Here is a 15,125-nt window from a genome sequence, read left to right on the forward strand (position 1 = left end):
GCGCAATCAGCGAATCTCGGCGCAGTCTCCGTTTCTCGGATTGAACAGCACCGGCCACGCCTGCTCATAGATGCCAGGCGTGCAGCGCTGCTGGCAATTGGCGTGCGCGAGCGTCACGCGTCGCGGGTCCTGCCAGATCAGCAGCTTGCATTGGGTGCCGTCGGTCGCTTCCAGCACGATGTGCGGCGTTTTCTGGACCTGCCTGAAGTCCGCCAGGTCGAACTGGCAGGTACCGCGCTTCGATACCCACAGCTTCCACTTCAGCGTCTTCACATCGTTCGAGACCACGCGCATCACCGCATCTTCGCGGAAGCCATCATCCTCGGTGCGGCGGCATGTGCCGGCCAGGCTGATATCGTGCGCGGCAATCGGTGTGGGGCGGGGCTGCTCGGGGGGCTTTGCTGCAGTTGGTGCTGGCGGGAGTGGCGGGGGAGCCTGACGGGCGATCGGCAACTGCTCGCAGGCAGTGCACAGGAGCATGGCCATCAAACAGGGGGCCAGGTTCGCGGCTTTCATGCGGGTACCTCACTACGGAACGCCTGCGGCATGCGAACTGCCGCCCCGGGGACTTGCGGATCGGATGGCGTTAACTGAGTTATAGCGGATCGCCGCAAACGCGTAGGGCAGCGGGGCTGTTGCGCGCGTAGGTGGAAACACCAACCAATTGGGGCATGCGGAGTTCATGGCCTTGGCGGATCGCCAGACATCGCCTGCTCTGGCAGACGTTACTGAAAACTGAGGGAATTTCAGTAACAAAGCCTTCAAGCAGGTCGATACGATAGTCGCTGTTGCCGGATCAGGATAAATCGTCAGTCATTCCTCCGGAGATCTGGCTACTGCGCGCTTCGCCCACGCTTTTTCCGGCTATCCCGACAAAGACATGCCACGCCCCATCTCCGTCACCGTTCATCGCGCTGCGCTCGCCAACAATCTGGCCGTAGCGCGGCGTCTCGCTCCCGCCTCGAAAGTCTGGGCCGTCGTCAAGGCCAATGCCTATGGGCACGGCATCGCCCGGGTCTACTCAGCGCTCGCGTCTGCGGATGGCTTCGCGCTGCTCGATCTGCATGAAGCGGCGCAGTTGCGGGATCTCGGCTGGACCGGACCGATTCTGCTGCTCGAGGGCTTCTTCGACGAAAGCGACATCGCGCTGCTGGCTTCTCTGCGCCTGACCACGGCGGTGCATGGCGAGGAGCAGTTGCGCATGCTCGAGATCGCGTCGCGCGATGGCCGGCTGCCGCCACAGTCGCTCGACGTCTGCCTGAAGCTGAACTCCGGCATGAATCGTCTCGGCTTTACCCCCGAGGCGTACGGCGCAGCCTGGTGCCGCCTGAGCGACGTCGCGGCAGTGAAGTCGGTGACCCACATGAGCCACTTCTCGGACGCCGATACTCAGAAGGGCGTCGCCGAGCAGGCGGCGATATTCCATGCCGTCACACGTGGTCTGCCCGGTCAGATATCCATTGCCAATTCGGCGACGACCATGCGGCACGCGGATTGCCACGCGGATTGGGTGCGTGCCGGGATCATGCTTTACGGCGCGGCGCCATCGGGCTGCGCGGCAGACCTGAACGGCACCGGACTGCAGGCCGCTCAGACGCTCACGAGCCGCATACTTGGCGTGCAAGAACTGCTGCCCGGCCAATCGGTCGGCTATGGGTCGCACTACGTGGCGACGCGCCGCCAGCGTATCGGCATCGTCGCGTGCGGCTATGCCGACGGCTATCCGCGTACAAGTTCGTCGCATGCGGATCACTTTGCGCCCGTTCGCGTGGGCGACCGGATCACGCGCACGGTCGGGCGCGTATCGATGGACATGCTGGCCGTCGATCTCAGCGAGTGTTCTGAAGCCAACGTCGGCACGCCGGTCGAACTCTGGGGTCGGCATGTTCCGATCGACGATGTTGCCGCAGCGGCGGGGACGATCGGGTATGAGCTGATGTGCGCGGTGGCGCCGCGTGTGCCGGTGGTCGTGGCGGAGTGAACGACAGCGGCATTCAACGAAACGGGGCACAGCATGATTGCTGTGCCCCGTTCTGTTGTTGCCTGTTACTGGTCACTCAGTCGGTCTGCCGCAGCGCCTCCCCGAGCGCATTGACGAGGTCGTCGATCTCGCGCGGCTCGGCAATGAACGGTGGCGCAAGCTGGATCGTGTCGCTGCCATAGCGCACATAGAATCCCTTTTCCCAGCAGCGCTGCGCGATTTCGTACGGACGGCGCGCGGGTTCGCCCGGCGCATGCGCGATCGAGAACCCGGCGGCGAGGCCGATATTGCGGATATCCACGATGTGCGGGCTGCCTTTCAGGCTATGCACGGCCTCTTCGAAGACCGGGGCGAGCGCACGCACGCGGCCGGCCATGTCTTCGTCGCGCAGCACGTTGAGCGTGGCGATGGCGGCGGCGCATGCCACGGGGTGCGCAGAGTACGTGTAGCCATGCGGAAATTCGAGCATGTAGTCGGGGCCGCCGGCCTGCATGAAGGTGTCGTAGATATCCTTGCTGGCAATCACGGCGCCGAGCGGTTGCGTGCCATTGGTCACCTGCTTGGCGATGTTCATGATGTCCGGCACCACACCGAACGCCTCCGCGGCCGTGGTCGCGCCAACGCGGCCAAAGCCGGTGATGACCTCGTCGAAGATCAGCAGGATGTCGTGCGCGGTGCAGATGTCGCGCAGGCGCTGCAGATAGCCGGCCGGCGGCACCAGCACGCCGGCCGAGCCTGAGAAGGGCTCCACGATCACGGCTGCAATGGTCGACGCATCGTGCAGTGCAATCAGGTCAAGCAGCCGGTCCGCCAGCTCGGCGCCGCTTTGCGGCTGCCCGCGCGTGAAGGCGTTTTCCGCCAGGTGCGTGTGCGGCAGGAAGTCCGCCTCGACGCCCTGGCCGAACAGCTTGCGGTTCGGAGCCAGGCCGCCGACCGAGATCCCGCCGAAGTTCACGCCGTGATAAGCCTTCTCGCGGCCAATCAGGCGAGTCTTGCCGGCCTGTCCCTTTGTGCGCCAGTAAGCCCGTGCGATCTTGAGCGAGGTGTCGGCCGCTTCCGAACCGGAACCGGTGAAGAACACATAGTCGAGCCCGGCAGGCGTCATCTCGCGCAGCTTGTTGGCCAGTTCGAACGACAGCGGGTGCCCGTACTGGAACGCCGGCGCATAGTCGAGCTTCGCGATCTGCCGGCTCACGGTGTCGACGATCTCGGGCCGCGCATGGCCGAGACCCGTGCACCACAGACCGGACAACCCGTCGAAGATCTTGCGGCCCTCGACGTCGGTGTAATACGCGCCCTTGGCTCCGACGATCATGCGCGGATCGGCCTTGAATTTCCGGTTGGCGGTGAATGGCATCCAGTGGGCATCGAGCCAGGCCGGGTCGAGGCGGACATCCGGGTTCTGCAGATTACGCGGGTTTGAGACGGGCATGGTTGTCATGGCAGGGCGCGCAGCAAGCGGCTGAGTGGGTCTGTTGCGGATTATTGGTATCGGCGATAGGCTTTTGAATGATCAAATATCAACGTTCACTTGTACGTTTATGCAAGTAACCGGAAAGCGCCGTGCCCTGCTCGGGCTCATGAGCGATATGGACCTGCGCCTGCTGCGCGTCTTCAAGGCCGTGGTCGAGTGCGGCGGCATGGCGTCGGCCGAGCGCGAACTGAACATCGGCATCTCGACGATCAGCCGACATATCAAGGACCTGGAGACTCGCCTCGGCCTCACGCTGTGCCGTCGCGGGCGCGCGGGCTTTGCACTGACGGCGGAAGGAAGCGGCATCTACGAGCAGACGCTGCGGCTGCTCGCATCGGTCGAATCGTTCCGCAGCAGCGTCGATGACCTTCACGGGCGCCTTGGTGGAGAACTGAATGTGGCGGTGGTCGACAAGACCGCCACCAACCCGCGCGCGCGGCTGGGCGATGCGATCGCGCGGTTCTCGGAAGTGGCGCCCGAGGTGGTGCTGAACCTGCATGTCGCGTCGCTGGTGGCGGTGGAACAGGGCGTAATCGATGGGCGCTTCCATGTCGGCATTGCACCGGTCTACCGGCCTGCGCGCGGCTTCCTCAGCAGTGGCCTGTTTGACGAGACCATGCTGCTCTACTGCGGAGCAGGCCATCCGCTGTTCACCGCGTCGCACGACGGGCTGACATGGCGCCAGATGCGCAATTACCGCTTTGCCGGCCTCGGCTACAACTCGCCGAACATGGAGCTGGCCCATCGCGAAAAGCTGTCGCGCAAGGCGACGGGATTCGACCAGGAATCGATCGCGACGCTGATCCTCTCGGGCGCCTATCTCGGCTTCCTGCCCGACCACTATGCGGCGAGCTTCGAAAGCCAGCAGTTGATGCGGCCCGTCGCGCCCAAGCGCTTCCGCTATGCGTGCCGGTTCACGTCGCTGTTGCGGCGCTCACCGGAGCCTGCGCGCGCCGCATTGCTGTTCCACGAATGCCTGACCGAGGCTCACAGGACACGTTGACTGCAAGGCAGTGCTAGCGAGATCCCAGACGCTCCTGAACCGGATAGCGCTGCATGGTGCGCTCCATGCCTTCCAGGAACATCCGCTCGGCCGGGTTCATCTTGCGCGCCCGGTGCCAGAGCAGCTGAATGTCGATATCGGCGACGCCCTCGTCGGGCGGCAACCGCCACAGGCGCTGCTGCAACAGGTCGTCGCGCACGATGTGCTCGGGCAGGCAGCCGATGCCGTAGCCGGCAAAGATCAGCCGCCGTACCTCGTCGAGGCTCGACGAGATCGCAATGGTATGGCCCGTGAAGCGATGCTCGTCCCGGAACACACTGATCGGTGACAGGCTTTCGCCCAATTGCTCGGTCGTGAACGACACGAAGTCCTGATCGAGCAGATCGGCCATCGTCAGGCCCTGGCGACCGAACAAGGGGTGATGCCGCCCGCAGAAGATCGCGTAGCGCTGGCGCAGGAAGCATCGCTGCTCGAGCTTGTCCTGCGGCGTGCGGCATACGCTGAGGCCGGCCGTTGCCGTCATCTGCAGCAGTGACGAGACGATATCCGACGAACGCATGACCTCGATCTGCAGGTCGACGCGCGGATAGCTGCGATGGAATTCGGCAAGGTATTCGTCGTAGACCCAGGAATCCATGCGGCTCACGCTCAGCACGCGGACCGAGCCCGTGATGTCCTCGCCCTTGTCGGCCAGTTCCGTTTCGAGCTTCGACAGGTGGCCATAGATTTCGCCGGCGATGCGGAACACTTCTTCGCCTGCCGGCGTCGGCTTGAACTGCTGCCCGCGCCGCTGGATCAGCGAGTGCCCGAGCGTTTCTTCGAGCCGCTTGAGCGCCAGGCTGATCGCGGGCTGGGTCAGGTGCAAGCGTGCCGCGGCGCGGCTCACGCTGCGCTCCTGCATGATGACCAGGAAGGTCCGCAGCAGATTCCAGTCCAGCCGGTCATTGAGGAAGCGGACCACCTCCGGTTTGTTTCGCGACATCGCGGGCTACCTTCGATACATAAGCCAAAATTATGTAGAGAATAATAACTCTAAATTTGATTAATAAAATGGGGCGGGCTATAAAACTGTCACCGCGGCGCCCGCGCAACGCCGCATCACACAAAACGACAGGAGACACGCGATGCAACACCCACCCCCGGTCACGCACCAGCCGAGGCGCGCCGCCGCTGCAGCCTTTATCGGCACGGCGATCGAATGGTATGACTTCTACATCTACGCCACGGCTGCAGCGCTGGTGTTCGGCGAATTGTTCTTCCCCTCGACCGATCCGTTCATCAGCACGATGGCATCGTTCGGCACGTTTGCCGTGGGTTTCTTCGCCCGTCCGCTGGGCGGCGTGATCTTCGGCCACCTCGGCGACAAGATCGGCCGCAAGAAGGCGCTCATGACGACGCTCGTGATGATGGGCGTCGCGACCGTCGGGGTCGGGCTGATGCCGACGCAACTTTCCACGCCGTGGGTCGCTCCCGCATTGCTGATCGTGCTGCGCATCGTCCAGGGCATCTCGGCCGGCGGCGAGTGGGGCGGGGCGGTGCTGATGGCCGGCGAGCACGCGCCAGCCGGCCGCCGCATGTTCTACGCATCGTTCGCGCAGCTTGGCAGTCCGGCCGGGATGCTGCTGTCGCTGCTGGCGTTCCGCGCCGTGACGTCGCTCGACCACGCCGACTTCATGGCCTGGGGCTGGCGTGTGCCGTTCCTTGCCAGCGCGCTGCTGCTGGTGGTCGGCATCTTTATTCGCATCAGCGTCGGCGAGTCGCCGGAGTTCGAGCGGGAGAAGCAACGCCAGCGCACCGTCAAGCTGCCGATTGCCGAGGTGTTCCGCACTGCGCGCGGCCTGGTCCTGCTGTGCATCGGCGCCAACACGCTCGGCATTGCCGGCGTGTACTTCACCAACACGTTCATGATCTCGTACACGACGCAGTACTTCGGCGTGCCGCGTTCGCTGATCCTCGACTGCCTGTTCGTCGTGGCCGTGATCCAGTTCCTGGTGCAGCCGCTGGCCGCCTACTGTGCAGAAAAGATCGGCACGGCGCGCTTCCTGAAGCTCACGGCGCTTGCCGCGATGACCACGCCATACCCGATGTTCCTGCTCGTGCAGTCGGGCGACCGCGTCTCGCTGATCATCGGCATTGCGCTTGCGGTGGTGTGCCTGGCCTCGTTCTATTCGGTGATCGCCGGCTTCATGACCGATGTGTTCCCGACGCACGTGCGCTACTCCGCGATCTCGCTGTCGTATCACGTGTGCGCCGCGATTGCCGGCGGCCTCACGCCGCTCGCCGCCACCTGGCTCGCCCATCGCTTCACCGGCCAATGGTGGCCGCTGGCCCTGTTCTTCTCGGGTCTTGCCGTGCTGTCCCTCGTTTGCGTGGTGGCGCTCGACGCGATGAAGTCGCGCCGCGGCATTACGTTCGAGGCGGTCAGCACGCCCTGATCCTCAGCGTTTCCTGACTCCCTTTCTTCTTTCCCTGTATGGCGGGTATGCCAGGCCTTCCTGCGCCCGCCCGCCTGGCTTCCGCAACGACAAGAGACGAATCATCATCATGCTGACCTACTTTCATCCCGAGCAATTGAAGCACCACCCGCGCAGCTATTTCTCGCGTGGCCAGATGCGCGAACCGCAAGAGGTGCCCGAGCGCGCCGTGCGCCTGCTGCAGGCAGTCCAGACACTGGGCTTCGATGTGAGGCAGCCGGCCGACGCCGGCCATAAGCCGCTTGCCGCCGTGCACGGCGCGGATTACCTGCGCTTCCTGCAGGAAGCGCATGCCGAGTGGAAGCAGATGCCCGAAGACTGGGGCAACGAAGTCATGTCGAACATCTTCGTGCGCGAGAACAATCCGCTGCGCGGCGTGCTCGGCAAGGCTGCGCGCTTTCTTGCCGATGGGAGTTGCCCGATTGGCCCCGACACCTTCCGTTCCGCCTACTGGTCCGCGCAGAGCGCGGTGGCCGGCGCGCGCGCCGTGCTGGATGGTGTGCGTGAAGCGTACGCGCTGTGCCGCCCGCCCGGCCACCACGCCCGCATCGAAGGCGCCGGCGGCCTGTGCTACCTGAACAACGCCGCCATTGCCGCGCAGGTGCTGCGCGAACGCTTCGGCCGCGTGGCGATCCTCGATACCGATATGCACCACGGCCAGGGCATCCAGGAAATCTTCTACGGCCGCGACGATGTGCTGTACGTATCGATCCACGGCGATCCGACCAATTTCTATCCGGCTGTGGCGGGCTTCGAAGAAGAGCGGGGCAGCGGCGAAGGCGATGGCTACAACGTCAACTTGCCGATCGCGCATGGCTCGAGCGAGGCCGTGTTCTTCGAGCAGCTGGACGCAGCGCTGCATACCGTGAAGCGTTTCGAAGCTGACGTGCTCGTGCTGGCGCTCGGCTTCGACATCTACATGGAAGATCCGCAGGCCGTTGTCGCGGTGACCACCGCAGGCTTCGGGCGACTGGGCGAAGCGATCGGCGCGCTCGGTCTGCCCACGCTGATCGTGCAGGAGGGCGGCTACCACATCGAGACCCTCGACCTGAACTCGCGCACCTTCTTCGGTGGCTTCAACGCGGCCCGCAAGGCGCGCGCCTGATTGTCTTTCAAGGAGTCCAGCTTGAACAACGAATCCAGCAACGCAGCCCTGCACGCACGCCGACTTGCGGCGACGCCGCGCGGCACGCCAGCTCTCGCGGATTTCTTCGTGAGCCGCGCGCGCAACGCCGAGTTGTGGGACGTGCACGGCCGCCGCTTCATCGACTTTGCCGGCGGGGTCGGCGTGCTGAACACCGGGCATGTGCATCCGGAAGTCACGCGCGCCGCGCAGCGGCAGATCGAGACGTTCTCGCACACCTGCTACAGCATCGTTCCCTATGAAGGCTATGTGCGCCTGGCCGAGCGCCTGAATGCACTGGCGCCGATCCGCGGGGCAAAGAAGACTGCGTTCTTCACGACGGGCGCAGAGGCGGTCGAGAACGCCGTCAAGGTCGCGCGCGCCCATACGGGCCGCTCGGGTGTGATCGCATTCACCGGCGGCTTCCACGGACGCACCATGCTCGGTATGGCGCTGACCGGCAAGATCGCGCCGTACAAGATCGGCTTCGGTCCGTTTCCGCCGGAGATCTTCCACGTGCCATTTCCTTCGCATGGCGTGTCGGTCGAACAGGCCTTGGCGGCGCTCGATCAGCTGTTCAAGTGCAGCATCGAGCCGTCGCGTGTCGCGGCCATCATCGTCGAACCTGTGCAGGGCGAAGGCGGCTTTAACGTCGCGCCTGACGCGCTGATGCGGCAGCTTCGGCAGACCTGCGACCAGCACGGCATCGTGCTGATTGCCGACGAGGTGCAGGCCGGCTTCGGGCGCACCGGGCGCTGGTTCTCGGTCGAGCACAGCGGCGTGGAGCCCGACCTGATCACCGTGGCAAAGAGCCTGGCCGGCGGCTATCCGCTGTCGGGCCTGATCGGCAAGGCCGCGATCATGGACAAGGCCGAGCCCGGTGGTCTCGGCGGAACCTACGCCGGCAACCCGGTCAGTATCGCGGCGGCCCTTGCGGTGATCGACGTGATCGAGCGCGATGGCCTGCTTGCACGCGCCGATGCGCTCGGCGCCCGGCTCGTCAGCCGGCTGGAAGCACTGCAGCGCGAGATTCCCGCGATCGCCGAGGTGCGCGGCCGCGGCAGCATGATCGCCGCCGAGTTCTGCACGCCGGGCGCGGGCCCGACAGCCTTCGAGGCCGCGTACGCGAAGCGCGTGCAACAGCTTGCGATGGCGCGTGGCCTGATCCTGCTGCTCTGCGGCCCGGGTGGAAGTGCCATCCGTTTCCTGTATCCGCTGACCATCGAAGACAGCACATTCTACGAAGCGCTGGACATCCTCGACACCTGCATCCGGGAGGCCGCATGACGCTGCCACGCTACACACACTACATTGACGGAAGGATGGTCCCGCCGGCCGGCGGCGCGTACTTCCCGACCGAAAATCCATTCACCGGCGAAGCCTGGGCAGAGATCGCGCGCGGTAGTGCCGACGACGTTGAGCAGGCGGTCCAGGCAGCGCACCGCAGCCTGCGATCCGGCGCGTGGCCCGCCCTGACCGCCAGCGAACGCGGCCTGCTGCTGCATCGCCTCGGCGACCGCATCGCCGCCGAGGCCGAACGCCTGGCGGCCATCGAAGTGCGGGACAACGGCAAGCTGATCTCCGAAATGCTCGGGCAGCTGCGCTATATCCCGAAGTGGTTCCACTACTTCGGCGGCCTGGCCGACAAGGTCCACGGCGACGTGATCCCGCTCGACAAGAAGGGCTACTTCAACTACACGCGGCAGGAACCGGTCGGCGTCGTGGCGATCATCACGCCGTGGAATTCGCCGCTGATGCTGCTCGCGTGGAAGCTCGCGCCCGCACTCGCTGCGGGATGCACGGTCGTGATCAAGCCGTCGGAGTTCACGTCGGCGTCGACCGTCGCGCTGGTGGCCTTGCTCGACGAGGTCGGCTTTCCGCCCGGCGTGGTCAATGTCGTGACGGGCTTCGGCAATGAAGTCGGCGCGGCGCTGGTGTCGCATCCGCTCGTGCGCAAGGTGACGTTCACGGGCGCCGACACTACGGGCAAGGTCATCGCCCAGCAGGCGGCGCGCGACCTGAAGCACGTGGCGCTGGAGCTGGGCGGGAAGTCGCCCAACATCGTGTTTGCCGATGCGAATCTCGACGACGCGGTCAATGGTGCCGTGTCGGGCATCTTCGCGGCCACGGGACAGACGTGTATCGCGGGCTCGCGCCTGCTGCTGCAGGACGATATCCACGATGCATTCCTCGAACGCCTGCTTGCGCTGGCGCGTACCGCGCGCATGGGCGATCCGATGGATCCGGAAACACAGGTCGGGCCGGTCACCACACGGCCGCAGTACGAGAAAGTGCTGTCCTACATCGACGTGGCTACCCGCGAAGGGGCGAGGCTGATGCTTGGCGGCAAACCGGCGCAGCGCCCCGAATGCGGCCATGGCTGGTTCGTCGAACCGACCATCTTCGCCGATGTGCGCAACGACATGCGCATCGCGCAAGAGGAGGTGTTCGGGCCGGTTCTGTCGGTGATCCGCTTCCGCGATGAAGACGAGGCCATTGCGCTGGCCAACGACATCCGCTTCGGATTGGGGGCTGGTGTCTGGACCAGCGACATCGGCCGCTCATTCCGCATGGCCGAGCGGATCGAGGCCGGCACGGTCTGGGTCAACACGTATCGCGCGGTGAGCTATATGTCGCCGTTCGGCGGCTACAAGGATTCCGGGCTGGGCCGCGAGAACGGCGCGGACGCGATCCGCGAATACCTGCAGACCAAGAGCGTGTGGATCAACACCGGCGCGGCGACTGCGAATCCGTTCGTGATGCGTTGAGGCTGGCGCGCGCCCAGGTTTGCCCGGGCGCATGCGTTGCCGATGACGCTGCGGCTACATCAGGATGATGTCGTACTGCTCCTGGTGGAATGTCGATTCCACCTGCAGCGAGATCGGCTTGCCGATGAAGTCCCCCAGCATCGCCAGATGCTGGCTTTCCTCTTCGAGGAACAGGTCGATGACTTCCTGCGACGCCAGAATGCGGAACTCGCGCGGATTGAACTGGCGCGATTCGCGCATGATTTCGCGCAGGATGTCGTAGCACACCGTGCGCGGCGTCTTGACCTGGCCCTTGCCCTGGCACACCGGACATTGCTCGCACAGCACGTGCGCGAGCGATTCGCGCGTGCGCTTGCGCGTCATCTCGACCAGGCCGAGCTGCGAGAAGTTGTTGACCGTGATGCGCGTGCGGTCGCGCGACAGCGCGCGCTTGAGTTCCGACAGCACCGCTTCGCGGTGCTCGACATTCTCCATGTCGATGAAGTCGATGATGATGATCCCGCCAAGGTTGCGCAGCCGCAGCTGGCGCGCGATGGTGTGCGCGGCTTCGAGGTTGGTCTTGAAGATCGTGTCGTCGAAGTTGCGCGCACCGACGTAGCCGCCGGTGTTGACGTCGATCGTCGTCATCGCCTCGGTCTGGTCGATCATCAGGTAGCCGCCGGACTTCAGGTCGACACGCCGCGACAGCGCTTTCTCGATCTCGGCGTCGATATTGAACAGGTCGAAGATCGGCCGCTCGCCGGTGTAGTGCGACAGGCGCGCCAGCACCGCCGGCGTGTATTCCTGCGCGAATTCCACGAGCCGCTGGTAGTTCTCGCGCGAGTCGATCTGGATCACGCCGGTAGCGTCGTTGATGAAGTCGCGCAGCACGCGCTGGGCCAGGTCCAGGTCCTGGTAGAGCAGGCTGGGCGCGGGCTGCGTGGTCGCGTTCTGGCGGATCGTCGCCCAGATCTTGCGCAGGTAGGCGATGTCGTTGCCGAGTTCTTCGTCGCTGGCTTCCTCGGCAATCGTGCGCACGATGAAGCCGCCGCGCTCGTCGGCCGGCACCAGGCCTTGCACGCGGCTGCGCAGCGCTTCGCGGTCGACCTCGCCTTCAATGCGCTGCGAAATGCCGATATGCGGGTCCTGCGGCAGATAGACGAGGGTGCGCCCGGCGATGCTGACCTGCGTGGACAGGCGCGCGCCCTTGGTGCCGATCGGATCCTTGATGACCTGCACCATCAGCGCCTGGCCTTCGAACAGTGTCTTTTCGATGGCGAGCTGCGGGGTGCCGTTCTTGTCGGGATCGCGCGGATGCCAGATGTCGGCGACGTGCAGGAACGCGGCCCGTTCGAGGCCGATGTCGATGAATGCCGACTGCATGCCCGGCAGCACGCGCACGACCTTGCCCAGGTAGATGTTCCCGACGAGCCCGCGTGTCAGCGTGCGTTCGACGTGCAGTTCCTGGACGGCGGCCTGCTGCACGATGGCAACGCGCGTCTCTTGGGGCGTGATGTTGACGAGGATGTCTTCAGTCATGGCGGATGAAACGCGTTGCCGGTGTACCGGCGATGTATTGTGTGCCCGGCCTGGCGGGCATCGGGACATGCCGTTCAGAACCGCAGGCGGGCCTGCCTGAGTAACGCAGCCGTCTCAAACAGGGGCAGTCCCATGATACCTGAATAGCTGCCTTCAATCCGCTCGACGAACTCGGCCGCGCGGCCCTGGATGCCGTAGGCGCCGGCCTTGCCGAGCGGTTCGCCGCTGGCCACGTAACGCTCGATTTCGGGCGCGGCCATCGCGCGGAATGTGACGCGTGAGATTGACAGCGCGTGATGCATGCCGAGTGTCGAGACCACAGTCACGGCGGTCAGCACGCGGTGGGTCGACCCTGACAGGGCAGTCAGCATGGCGGCCGCCTCGGCACCATCGGCCGGCTTGCCGAGGATGTCTCCGCCCAGGCAGACCGTGGTGTCGGACGTCAGTACGGGCGCGTCGGGCAGCGCACGCCGTTCGCGGCGGCGCAGCGCGGCTTCGGCCTTGAGTGCGCAGACGCGCTGGACGTAGTCGTCGGGCGTTTCGCCGGGCTGCACGACTTCGAGTGCCTCCGCATCTTCTTCATCGTCGGCGAGCAGCAGTTCATAGCGCACGCCGAGCTGCGTGAGCAGTTCGCGGCGACGCGGGCTCTGGGAGGCGAGGTAAAGGTAATCGTGCATCACGGCGGACGAGGGCGGAGGTTCGAGGCTCGGGGAAGCCAGAGCGGCTGCTCAAGGCCGGCATTGTACTGCCGGCGCCGTGCCAGACGGATCAGGCCCGATGATAGGGATGGTTCTGTGTGACGGACCAGGCGCGGTAGAGCTGTTCGGCCAGCAGTACGCGCACCATGCCATGCGGCAGCGTCAGGCTGGACAGGCGCAGCAGCGTCTGTGCCCTGGCCTTGAGTGCCGGATCGAGGCCGTCGGCCCCGCCAATCAGGAACGCCACGTCGCCGCCCTCGCGCTGCCAGTCGGTGAGCTGACCCGCGAGCTGCACCGTGGTGAAGTCGCGGCCGCGCTCGTCGAGCGCCACGATGCGGCACTGGCGCGACAGCGAGCCGAGCACCGCGTCAATGCGCGCGGCTTCGCGCTGCATCACGGTGGCGGCGTTGTTGGATGACGATCGGGTTTCGGGCTTGACCTCGCGCAGTTCGATGCGCAGTTCCGGCGGCATGCGCTTGGCATACTCGTTGAAGCCGGTTTCGATCCAGCCAGGCATCTTGTGGCCGACCGCCACGATGACCAGTTGCATGGGGTGCGTTGCCGCGCGGCCATGGCCGCGCGAGCTATCGGATCAGGCTCAGGCCGAGCGGGTGGTGCGCTTGCGGGCGGCCGGCTTGGCGGCGGTGGTCTTGGCCGCAGTGGTACGCGTGGCAGTCTTGCGTGCCGTGGTGCCGGCAGCGGTCTTGCGCGGGGCAGCAGCGCGCGTAGCGGCCGTCTTCGTAGCCGTTTTGGTGGCGGTGGTCTTGGTCGCTGCGGTCTTGCGGGCCGGCTTGCGGATGGTGGCGATGGCGTCCGGATCGGTGTCCTCGTGGCCCATCGGCGGCGAGGGTTCCTTCATGCCTTCGGGCAGGCGGGCCAGGGCCGGGCGCAGGTTGCTTGCGCGGCGTGCGCGCGGGGCCGCGGCTTCGTCCTCGTCGTCATCGACCGGCTCGCTGGCCTTGGCCAGGCCCTTGGCGGCGGCCAGCTTCATGCGCACCGGCTTGTCGCCCCAGATCTCTTCGAGGTTGTAGTACAGGCGCAGCTGCGGCTGCAGGATGTGCACGACGGCGTCGCCGCAGTCCACGAGCACCCATTCGCCGGTTTCCAGGCCTTCCACCGCAACGATATGGCCGCCGGCTTCCTTCACCGTGTCTCGCACCGACGCTGCCAGCGCCTTGGTCTGACGGTTGGATGTCCCGCTGGCAATCACCACGCGATCGAAGAGCTCGGTCAGGTGGGTGGTGTCGTACACCTTGATGTCCTGCGCTTTGACATCCTCGAGGCCGTCGACGATGGCGCGTTGCAGTTTGCGAATATCCATGGTGCGTTCTTGTTCAGCTGAAATCGTTGGGGGCGGCCAGTTCAGGCCTGGCCTGAGGCGGGGCGGTATAGCCCCTGGCTCGCAATGTAGTGTGCCACGCCGGCTGGCAGTTGGTCACCCGCCGGCGAAAGGCCGGATGCCAGGCGCTGGCGCAGGCCGGTGGACGACAGGTCGACAGCAAGGGTCTGGTCAATCCACATCCGGCCGGAGGGCGTGCATTGTATCAGGTGCGTGTCCGCCTGGCGCGCGGCCAGTGCTTCGCGCACCGGTCCTTCGAGTTCCGTCAGGTCGAAGCCCGGGCGCGTGGCCGTGCACAAGTGCACGTGCGCGAACAATTCCTGCCAGCCATGCCAGGTATGCAGGCGCAGGAGCTGGTCGGCCCCCATCAGCCAGCACAGCGAGGCCTCGGGGCCGTATTCGTCGCGCAGTTGCCGCACGGTGTCGATGGTGTAGCTGGGCCCCTCGCGATCCACTTCCATGCGGCTCACGCGAATCTTCGCGGCAGTGCCGGTCAGTGCGGCTGCCGCGAGTTCGGTCATGGCGAACCGGTCCGCGGCGGGCGTCACGTCGGCGCCTTTCTGCCAGGACTGGCCGGTCGGAATCCACACCAGTTCGTCGAGGCCGAGATGGTCGATGCACAGCGTGGCGAGCGCCAGGTGGCCGATATGCGGAGGATCGAAAGTGCCGCCGAGGATACCCAGGCGGTAGGGGCGGGCGTCTTTGCCGGCTACGGCCGGCAGGGCGTCTTGGTTGGTATGTACCATA

The 15,125-nt window shown here is 65.5% G+C and carries 14 protein-coding genes; 6 read left to right on the plus strand and 8 right to left on the minus strand.

All coding sequences use genetic code 11. The features are described 5' to 3' along the window. Nucleotides 1-6: 6 nt before the first annotated feature. The gene (locus tag KHO41_RS11680; protein WP_211953445.1) at nucleotides 7-516 is read right to left on the minus strand and encodes a hypothetical protein; all 510 of its coding nucleotides are present in this window, start codon (nucleotides 514-516) and stop codon (nucleotides 7-9) included. 364 nt (nucleotides 517-880) lie between these two features. On the opposite strand from KHO41_RS11680, the gene alr reads away from it, so the two are divergent. Next, nucleotides 881-1,981, plus strand: coding sequence for an alanine racemase (gene alr, locus KHO41_RS11685; RefSeq protein WP_211953446.1), 1,101 nt, complete (start codon nucleotides 881-883; stop codon nucleotides 1,979-1,981). Between the two features lie 76 nt (nucleotides 1,982-2,057). On the opposite strand, the gene KHO41_RS11690 is transcribed toward alr, so the two are convergent. Further along, the gene (locus tag KHO41_RS11690; protein WP_211953447.1) at nucleotides 2,058-3,413 is read right to left on the minus strand and encodes an aspartate aminotransferase family protein; all 1,356 of its coding nucleotides are present in this window, start codon (nucleotides 3,411-3,413) and stop codon (nucleotides 2,058-2,060) included. Nucleotides 3,414-3,522: 109 nt separating this feature from the next. Between KHO41_RS11690 and KHO41_RS11695 the strand changes: the two genes are divergently transcribed. After that, entirely contained in the window at nucleotides 3,523-4,458 is a 936-nt protein-coding gene (locus KHO41_RS11695) for a LysR family transcriptional regulator (protein ID WP_211953448.1), read from the plus strand. 13 nt (nucleotides 4,459-4,471) lie between these two features. On the opposite strand, the gene KHO41_RS11700 is transcribed toward KHO41_RS11695, so the two are convergent. Beyond that, nucleotides 4,472-5,440, minus strand: coding sequence for a LysR family transcriptional regulator (locus KHO41_RS11700; RefSeq protein ID WP_211953449.1), 969 nt, complete (start codon nucleotides 5,438-5,440; stop codon nucleotides 4,472-4,474). Nucleotides 5,441-5,582: 142 nt separating this feature from the next. Here KHO41_RS11700 and KHO41_RS11705 point away from each other — a divergent pair, with 142 nt between their 5' ends. The 4 genes from KHO41_RS11705 to KHO41_RS11720 all read left to right on the plus strand — a co-directional run bounded on the left by KHO41_RS11705 (nucleotide 5,583) and on the right by KHO41_RS11720 (nucleotide 10,823). Next, nucleotides 5,583-6,893, plus strand: a complete 1,311-nt coding sequence (locus tag KHO41_RS11705; protein ID WP_211953450.1) for an MFS transporter — start codon at nucleotides 5,583-5,585, stop codon at nucleotides 6,891-6,893. A 109-nt stretch (nucleotides 6,894-7,002) separates the two neighbouring features. Continuing rightward, complete coding sequence (locus KHO41_RS11710; RefSeq protein ID WP_211953451.1) at nucleotides 7,003-8,037, plus strand: histone deacetylase family protein; 1,035 nt, start codon at nucleotides 7,003-7,005, stop codon at nucleotides 8,035-8,037. A 21-nt stretch (nucleotides 8,038-8,058) separates the two neighbouring features. Beyond that, complete coding sequence (gabT, locus tag KHO41_RS11715) at nucleotides 8,059-9,342, plus strand: 4-aminobutyrate--2-oxoglutarate transaminase (RefSeq protein ID WP_211953452.1); 1,284 nt, start codon at nucleotides 8,059-8,061, stop codon at nucleotides 9,340-9,342. Then, complete coding sequence (locus KHO41_RS11720) at nucleotides 9,339-10,823, plus strand: aldehyde dehydrogenase (RefSeq protein WP_376989600.1); 1,485 nt, start codon at nucleotides 9,339-9,341, stop codon at nucleotides 10,821-10,823. The genes gabT and KHO41_RS11720 overlap by 4 nt, the downstream gene beginning before the upstream one ends. 54 nt (nucleotides 10,824-10,877) lie before the next feature. On the opposite strand, the gene rng is transcribed toward KHO41_RS11720, so the two are convergent. The 5 genes from rng to KHO41_RS11745 all read right to left on the minus strand — a co-directional run bounded on the left by rng (nucleotide 10,878) and on the right by KHO41_RS11745 (nucleotide 15,124). Next, nucleotides 10,878-12,341, minus strand: a complete 1,464-nt coding sequence (gene rng, locus KHO41_RS11725) for a ribonuclease G (protein WP_211953453.1) — start codon at nucleotides 12,339-12,341, stop codon at nucleotides 10,878-10,880. A 74-nt stretch (nucleotides 12,342-12,415) separates the two neighbouring features. After that, nucleotides 12,416-13,018 carry a Maf family protein gene (locus tag KHO41_RS11730; protein ID WP_211953454.1) on the minus strand — a complete coding sequence of 201 codons (603 nt, stop codon included), beginning with the start codon at nucleotides 13,016-13,018 and terminating at the stop codon, nucleotides 12,416-12,418. A gap of 91 nt (nucleotides 13,019-13,109) precedes the next feature. Beyond that, a complete protein-coding gene (gene rlmH, locus KHO41_RS11735) occupies nucleotides 13,110-13,589 on the minus strand; it encodes a 23S rRNA (pseudouridine(1915)-N(3))-methyltransferase RlmH (RefSeq protein ID WP_011298676.1) in 480 nt (159 codons plus the stop codon). Between the two features lie 48 nt (nucleotides 13,590-13,637). Continuing rightward, nucleotides 13,638-14,360, minus strand: a complete 723-nt coding sequence (gene rsfS, locus KHO41_RS11740; RefSeq protein ID WP_211953455.1) for a ribosome silencing factor — start codon at nucleotides 14,358-14,360, stop codon at nucleotides 13,638-13,640. A gap of 41 nt (nucleotides 14,361-14,401) precedes the next feature. After that, on the minus strand, nucleotides 14,402-15,124 hold the full coding sequence (locus KHO41_RS11745) for a nicotinate-nucleotide adenylyltransferase (RefSeq protein ID WP_211953456.1): 723 nt from the start codon (nucleotides 15,122-15,124) through the stop codon (nucleotides 14,402-14,404). Nucleotide 15,125 lies beyond the last annotated feature (1 nt).

The sequence above is a fragment of the Cupriavidus numazuensis genome (assembly GCF_905397435.1).
Taxonomy (GTDB): Bacteria; Pseudomonadota; Gammaproteobacteria; order Burkholderiales; family Burkholderiaceae; genus Cupriavidus; species Cupriavidus numazuensis.